5 protein-coding genes and 1 pseudogene are annotated in these 7,163 nt (G+C 38.9%); 4 read left to right on the top strand and 2 right to left on the bottom strand.

The window, feature by feature from the left end; translation table 11 throughout:
• Positions 1 to 884: 884 nt before the first annotated feature.
• From EWV84_RS15820 to EWV84_RS15810, 3 genes are all read left to right on the top strand, one after another.
• Positions 885 to 2,327, top strand: coding sequence for a sensor histidine kinase (locus EWV84_RS15820; RefSeq protein WP_287078771.1), 1,443 nt, complete (start codon positions 885 to 887; stop codon positions 2,325 to 2,327).
• A gap of 89 nt (positions 2,328 to 2,416) precedes the next feature.
• Positions 2,417 to 3,514 (top strand): saccharopine dehydrogenase family protein, encoded by a 1,098-nt coding sequence (locus EWV84_RS15815; protein ID WP_287078770.1) that lies wholly within the window; start codon positions 2,417 to 2,419, stop codon positions 3,512 to 3,514.
• Positions 3,515 to 3,517: 3 nt separating this feature from the next.
• Positions 3,518 to 5,200: a mechanosensitive ion channel family protein gene (locus tag EWV84_RS15810; RefSeq protein ID WP_287078769.1), complete on the top strand. Its 1,683-nt coding sequence runs from the start codon at positions 3,518 to 3,520 to the stop codon at positions 5,198 to 5,200.
• Here the strand turns inward: EWV84_RS15810 and EWV84_RS15805 are convergent.
• Both EWV84_RS15805 and EWV84_RS15800 read right to left on the bottom strand, forming a co-directional pair.
• On the bottom strand, positions 5,127 to 5,630 hold the full coding sequence (locus tag EWV84_RS15805) for a hydrogenase maturation protease (protein ID WP_287078768.1): 504 nt from the start codon (positions 5,628 to 5,630) through the stop codon (positions 5,127 to 5,129). The two genes, EWV84_RS15810 and EWV84_RS15805, sit on opposite strands and share 74 nt — an antisense overlap.
• 416 nt (positions 5,631 to 6,046) lie before the next feature.
• Positions 6,047 to 6,688, bottom strand: a complete 642-nt coding sequence (locus EWV84_RS15800) for a Uma2 family endonuclease (protein ID WP_287078767.1) — start codon at positions 6,686 to 6,688, stop codon at positions 6,047 to 6,049.
• Positions 6,689 to 6,899: 211 nt separating this feature from the next.
• Here EWV84_RS15800 and EWV84_RS15795 point away from each other — a divergent pair.
• Positions 6,900 to 7,163: pseudogene (locus EWV84_RS15795) on the top strand (Uma2 family endonuclease); the annotation flags it as partial.

The raw sequence follows: 7,163 nt of genomic DNA, 5'->3' as shown, positions 1-7,163 counted from the left end.
ACTTAAACTAATAAAACGAAGAGGCTATGGCTTTAGAAACTTTCGGAATTTTTGGGTTAGAAGTATGTTATCTTGGCATCTTGTCTGTTGATTTAGCATAAAGAGTAACGAAGAGCCATAATCACCAGAAATAACTAACAAGCTATCAAGAGCGGTGGCGTATTCCTGACCAGATTTGGCAAACTTCTGATATTCTTCAAGGGAAGCTCCACAGGCAACTAAAATAGTTCCTATGATGGTTATAATTGATGTTCTTATCACTACGCTAGTTTTCCATGAAGAGCCTCCTTAATGAATTAAAAGAATAATCTTGATCTTGTATTTGCTGCTAAGGATAAACAGGATTACGCCTATACCAATCAACGTAGGTTAAACTTTTTGGAGAAATATTTTGCATAAATTTTTACAAGTTTTGACGCTCATTTATGTTAGTTCCTCCAAGACCCGATAGTTCATTCTATTGACCTAACGTCAAGGCAAAAGGTTTTGGGATCAAAGATTGGTTAGTTAGGGAAATAATTGGGGAACACTTTAATTCATTCAATAGTAACTATAGATAAGCAAAAAATACTTAAATGTAACAAAAAAACACATAAGTGGGGAGATCTAATTAAATATCAGACTTATTGAGGTTGAATTAAGCTACTAAACCCACAAGCAGCATAGGTAATCAACTGGACTAACCTATATTACCAATCATTAAGCCGATTGACAGCCTTTCTCATCCAGATGAAGTGTAACCTATTTGTACCTCACCATTAAGATAACTGCTATAAAAACGCGGATATCACTGCCAATAGAGTTCGGTTTTACCGTTATGGGATGAGCATTAACGGGGGTAATATTCTAGGTAAGGAATTTGTATCTAGTCAGTGATGAAGACGATGTTAGAGGGGTCTTTACCGAAATTAAGCGATATTTTCCCGCCGACTGACCATCAGGAACGGGAAACTTTCACCCCCAATGCTTTTTATCCTAATTTATCAGAATGGCTCAAGCGATCGCAACTGAAAGCGGAAAGTGAATGGTTCGCAGCGATCGCATCTTTAGAAAATATCTTATTACAAAACCAAAATAATGCTGCCGCCGGTCGGGGTTTAATTCTCTCCGGTCCGACGGCTTTAGTCAGAGAAAGCAAGGCTTTAACGGGTTTTAAATTCGGTGTTTTTACCGTTAAAGCTTTAAAACATTTACAATGGCCGGGTTTGCAATTGCCTTCTCAGGAAAAATCCGCCGCCGATATTTCCCCGACGGAGATCCATGAATTGCCGCTCTTGCCAACGGATCCGATTGCTAATGAAAGATTTTGTCTGGTTTTTAGCGAAAGTTTCTCTCTTTTGCTGGTTTTAGGCGAAGATCAGTGGGGTTTGTCCTCTTTTCAATTTTCCTTTGATCCCGTCCTCACTCAGCAAGCTTGGCAGCAGTTGCGGCAAAGATTAGTGAATCTGCGTTATCCGCAAATCGGGACTTTAGAAGCAATTATCGAAGCTAATGGCAGTCCCTCGCCGGATTATCGTCTAGTTAGCCAATTTAGTCGCCAATTACTGCAAAATTTACCCGACCAGTCTAATTTAGACCTGAAAAAAACGAAATCGTCTATCAATACCGAAATCACTCCCCCAGAGGAAGATAATTCTCATTTAGAATCGGGTTGTGATTTGGAATTATTGCGCGCTTTAACCCACGAAATTCGCACCCCTTTAACCACCATTCGCACCATTACCCGATTATTACTAAAACGGGCAAAAGTAACGGAAGATGTGCAGAAATATTTGGAAACAATCGATTTAGAATGTAGTGAACAAATTCAGCGCATGGAATTAATTTTCCGAGCCGCAGAATTGGGTATTAATCCTCTGGGAGATAAACCAATTCAATTAATTCCAATTGCTCTAGAAAAGGTCTTTCAAGATAGTATTCCTCGGTGGCAAAAACAGGCTAAACGGCGCAATGTCAATTTAGAAGTTAATGTACCGAAAAAATTGCCTTCGGTAATTAGCGACCCGAATTTATTGGATCAAATGTTAAATGGAGTCGTGGAAAAATGTACTCGCAGTATGGCTAGTGGTGGCCTGTTGCAAGTAGATATATCAATGGCAGGAAATCAATTAAAAATGCAGTTCCAAACTCAGGTAAAATCGCCTAATCCTACCCTCAAAGCTTTAGGAAAAGTCTTAATGTTTCAACCAGAAACGGGTAGTTTAAGTCTGAATATGAAGGTGACTAAAAACCTTTTTCAAGCTTTGGGAGGTAAATTTATTGTGCGTGAAAAACCCGAAGAAGGTGAGATTTTAACCATTTTCTTGCCTCTAGGACGCAGTAAATAAGTTGAGATTATTCTGAATTTTTCATCTTGGAAAATAGGCAAACTTGCCAAGAGAATGCTATACTAGGGCAAACATTATTGATAGTTGCCATGGAAAAAACTGTTTTAATTTTAGGTGGCACTGGTCGCATTGGTCAAAGTGTCGCCCTAGATATTATTAATCATACTTCAGCTAAAATTATTATCACCGGACGAAAGGAAAAAGCAATTAAATTACTGCCAAGAATGCAGTTTTTGGCTTTAGATTTAGAAGAAATAGACAAGCTTAGACAGGCAATTAAAAATAGTGATTTAGTCATTCATTGTGCTGGTCCCTTTCATTATCGCGATGGCAGGGTAGTAAAAATTTGCATCGAAGAAAAAGTCAATTATATTGATGTTAGTGATCATCGTTCTTTTTATCAAAAGTTAATCCCCTATCGAGAATTGGCAATAAAAGCGGGAATAACTGCCGTGGTTAATACGGGAATTTTTCCCGGTATTTCTAATAGTATAGTGCGAGAGGGAGTGGAACAGTTAGATAGGGTAGAAACAATCCGTTTAAATTATGCCGTAGCGGGTTCAGGAGGTGCGGGATTAACTGTGATGCGGACAACTTTTCTCGGCTTAAAAAAGCCTTTTTTAGCCTGGATTGAGGGACAATGGCAAGAGATTAAACCCTATACTGCTAGAGAAGTAATTGACTTTCCCGCTCCTTTAGGTAAAACTGGTGTTTATTGGTTTGATATGCCAGAAACCTATACTTTTGCTGAATCTTTTCAAGTGCAAAATGTGATCACAAAATTTGGTTCTATTCCCGATTTTTATAATCATTTAACTTGGATTACTGCCCATATTTTTCCCGATGCTTGGGTAGAAAGCTCTCGGGGAATTGAATTTTTTTCCCAAGTTAGTTATCGCATGACAGAAGTAACCGATAAATTTTCGGGAATTGGGGTAGCAATGTTAGCAAAAGTGGCAGGATGGCAAGGGCAGCAAAACGCAGTTTATCAAGCAACTATGGTCCACGAAAACACTGCCCAAGCAGCGGGTTGGGGAACTGGGAGCGTGGCAGAATTAATCTTAGCGGCAAAAATCCAAAAACCCGGGATTTATCCCGTGGAACAGGTGTTATCCACAGAACTATTCCATGCTACGATGAAAAAAAGAGGTATTAAACTCGATCGCTCCTGTGAAATTGTGGCTTAGAAGATGAAAAAAATCTGGCGTTACTTAGGGCTGTTTTGTTTAGTTTTGTTACTGACTTTATCCCCCATCTTGATGATAGCAGCCCAGAATAATCCTGCTAAACAAGGACAGGAAACACCCCTGGAAACTTTGGGAGAAGTTTTTCCCGTAATGCTTGATAATCAAGAACTTTTTACTATTCGGCAAGGAATAGGTTCTTTTTCAGCGCAAGAAAGAGCGAAATCGATTACAGCCAGAATTGAAAAAATTGCCGATGACGATGGCCTTTCTCCTGAAGATTTAACCATAAAAATCGATCCTGAAGACAAAAACCCTTCGATTATTTTGGGAGATACGGTTATTGCTACTATTACTTCTAAAGATGCCAAATTACACGCGGTAAGTCAAGATGTATTGGCCGAACGAGCTTTAGCAAAGATTAAAGCGGCCATTGTCCGTTATCGTCAAGAACGTCAACCGGATAACCTCTTAAAAGATGCAGTTTTGACAGTAAGTGCTACCCTGTCCACGGTCTTAATTTTCTGGACGATGATTTTTATATCTTTGCGGGTTTTTCCCCAGATTCAGAGATTAATCACCTCCCTAGTTCCTGGGGTCGTATTCCAAAATTTTGAGATTATTAGTTCCCAGACAATAGGATTTTTTTCCCTAAGAGTTTTGCAATTTATCCGAACTCTAATTATTTTAACTATTCTCTATTTTTATTTAACTTTTGTCCTTCGTCTTTTTCCCTGGACTAGAAAATTTGGTGATGGTTTTTTGCAATACTTTTTCCGTGCTTTGGAAGTTTTTTCCCAAGAGATAGCAAAATATTTACCCAATATTTTTATTATACTGCTAATTATTTTTATAACTCACTATCTGTTGAGAGCAATTAAACCATTTTTCACGGCATTGTCAAGAGGAACTTTAGTAATTCATGGTTTCTATCCCGATTGGGCAAACCCAACCTATAATTTACTGTCACTGCTGATAATTGCCTTAGCTATAGTCATCGCTTTTCCCTATCTACCCGGATTTAATTCTCCTGCTTTTCAGGGGGTGTCGGTATTTTTAGGGGTGCTATTTTCCTTGGGTTCTACCTCTGCTATCGCTAACGTGGTGGGAGGAATTATCCTCATCTATACTCGCTCTTTTCAACTAGGAGATAAAATTTCTATTGGTGATGTTATTGGAGACGTGATTGAAAAAGGATTATTAGTCACCCGCATTCGCACACCAGCTAATAGAATTATCACGATTCCTAATTCATCGCTGTTAAACACCAATGTGATTAACTTTAGCGTTTCTCAAAGGGAATTCGAACAGCCTTTAATTTTGCAAACCACAGTCACTCTCGGTTATGATTTACCTTGGCGTAAGGTTCACGAAACCCTGAAAGAAGCAGCCTTAGCCACTAAATTTATTGTCTCAGAACCTGCTCCTTTTGTCTTGCAAACCAGTCTCGATGATTTTTATGTCAGCTATCAGCTAAATTCCTACACCGACCATCCTAGCAAAATGGTGTATATTTATTCTGAATTACATCAAAATATTCAGGATAAATGTAACGAAGTCGGTATCGAAATTATGTCTCCTCACTACAAGGCTCTCCGGGATGGCAATCACAGCACTATTCCTGAAAATTATCTGCCGGAAGATTATCAAAGTCCTGCTTTTGGTATTCAGTCAAATCCTCAGAAGTAATAATTTTCCTAATAGCTTCGATCGCTTTTGTCAAGCCCTTTTGAGTTATTGTTGATAATTCTTCACCAAATTCACAATTAATAGCAGGAATAAATATTCCCCAGGCCCTGGGAGTTTGTTGATAAATTGCTTGAGTTAATGCTAATAAAGAAGCGGGACTTTCTGCATGACCTAAATTATTCCATTCGGTAACTGCCGCTAATTTTTCTATCTGAATATCAGTTTGATTAGATAATACCGCATCAACAAAAATAACTAGGGAAGCATCAGCTATATCGGCTGCTAATTCAGGAGTCAATTGATGGGTAGCGATGACTTGCACATTAGGCCAATTCTCTTCGGCGATAATTTCGGCTATTCTCACTCCCACTCCGTCATCATTTCTTAAAGTATTACCGTAACCGATGATCAGTATTTTAAAATTATTCATGGTTAAATAGAGGAGACAGGAGTGGGAAACTTGACAGTAAGTAACTTTTACCTAATCAGCTTAATTTGGTTCGGGATTTACGGCTCTACCGAACCTGCCATGTAAAACTATCAACAACTCATGCTTGTAAAGCTTGTATACTAAAGCTTTGAGTTTTTGTTAGATTGATATTTATCAACTTTAGAGCATTGCTGGGCAGAGAGGGAGCTTGAGGAATTTTCTACAGTGTAAGTTCGGAAGAACCGGATTTACTTTGTTGCCATGAAAGACGCTGTAAGCGGGAAAAATTAGTTTAAATACTAAGTAGGTGGGTGGAATTAAATATAAGATGAACGTAGGTTGGGTTGAAGCATGAAACCCAACGCCCGCTCATGTTACGAAGTGCGCTAACCCATCCTACAAATAATTGTGCCTCCCTACTTATAAAAATCTTCGAGATGTTGTTTTAGTTGACGAATTGCCATACTACTATTGCGATTGTCGGCAATTTCTCCACAGAAAGAAACTAGATTTTGTAGGTTAAAGTTAGGAAAATATTGACTTTGATGGCGAGGGATATACTCTTGATTCTCTAGCCAATAAATATAGAGATTTTTCTGACGATACAACCAAATTTCAGGCACTTGATAAGGCAGATAGTCATCCACATTCGAGTAACTGGTGACATCAATTTCTAATACTAAATCGGGAGGAGGATCATTTACCCAGTCAATTCTGGCTTTCCCTGCTATAGCCGGCCAATGGTCAATATAAAAACTATAATCTGGTTCAATACCACTTGTTTCTGGTAATTCCATGGTTACGGGAGTAAAAGCCTCGTACTCACGCCCCAGATAATCCAATAAGGTGATGATAATATTAGCAATTAAATGGGCATCACGTCCATGCTTGGGAAGTGGAGACATAAGCAAGACTTCTCCATTGTGATATTTGATTTTAGGCCGAGAATTGTCACCCCTTTGCCGAGACAAAGTTTGATAATCTAGCCAAGTGGCAGGTAATCTCACTAAGGACCCCGCCGGTAGCTCGATTTTATCTAGTGAAACTAAAGCAAACATGGTGCAAGGTTTAAGGTAAATAAGGAACTCAAGGATTTAGCATTTATCTTAATGATGAGGTACAAAGTTTTCCTTGTGGGGAGTCGGTGGTCGATACCAAATTAGGTTATACTTCATCTTGATCAGAAACGCTGTAAAATAAGTATAGGATATCTTCGATGCTCTCGATACCCAGCTTAACCTAATAGATAAATTAACTGAGTCTGGTAATATGCTATCGACTAAGACAGTTTCCCCCCATATTATTCCCCCTCTCGAAAATGGTGATAGATTAACCCTTCCCAAATTCGAGCGCCGTTATCAGGCAATGACAAGGGTAAAAAAAGCTGAATTAATTCAAGGAGTTGTTTATATGACAGCTGCGGTGAGAGCCAAAAACCACGGTAAACCCCACGCTAATATTATCGGTTGGTTAACTGCCTACGAAGTGGCGACACCGGGGGTAGAAACACTGGATAATACTACTGTGCGACTG

The sequence above is a fragment of the Microcystis sp. M_QC_C_20170808_M3Col genome, from assembly GCF_007095505.1.
GTDB lineage: Bacteria > Cyanobacteriota > Cyanobacteriia > Cyanobacteriales > Microcystaceae > Microcystis.
Note: the sequence above shows the minus strand (reverse complement) of the source record. Positions and strands in the feature narration are given on the sequence as shown.

Excerpts from the sequence above, each read along its gene's own strand:
- EWV84_RS15800 (WP_287078767.1), bottom strand. The coding sequence starts at position 6,688 with ATGTTTGCTTTAGTTTCACTAGATAAAATCGAGCTACCGGCGGGGTCC.
- EWV84_RS15815 (WP_287078770.1), top strand. The coding sequence starts at position 2,417 with ATGGAAAAAACTGTTTTAATTTTAGGTGGCACTGGTCGCATTGGTCAA.
- EWV84_RS15810 (WP_287078769.1), top strand. The coding sequence starts at position 3,518 with ATGAAAAAAATCTGGCGTTACTTAGGGCTGTTTTGTTTAGTTTTGTTA.
- EWV84_RS15820 (WP_287078771.1), top strand. The coding sequence starts at position 885 with ATGTTAGAGGGGTCTTTACCGAAATTAAGCGATATTTTCCCGCCGACT.
- EWV84_RS15805 (WP_287078768.1), bottom strand. The coding sequence starts at position 5,630 with ATGAATAATTTTAAAATACTGATCATCGGTTACGGTAATACTTTAAGA.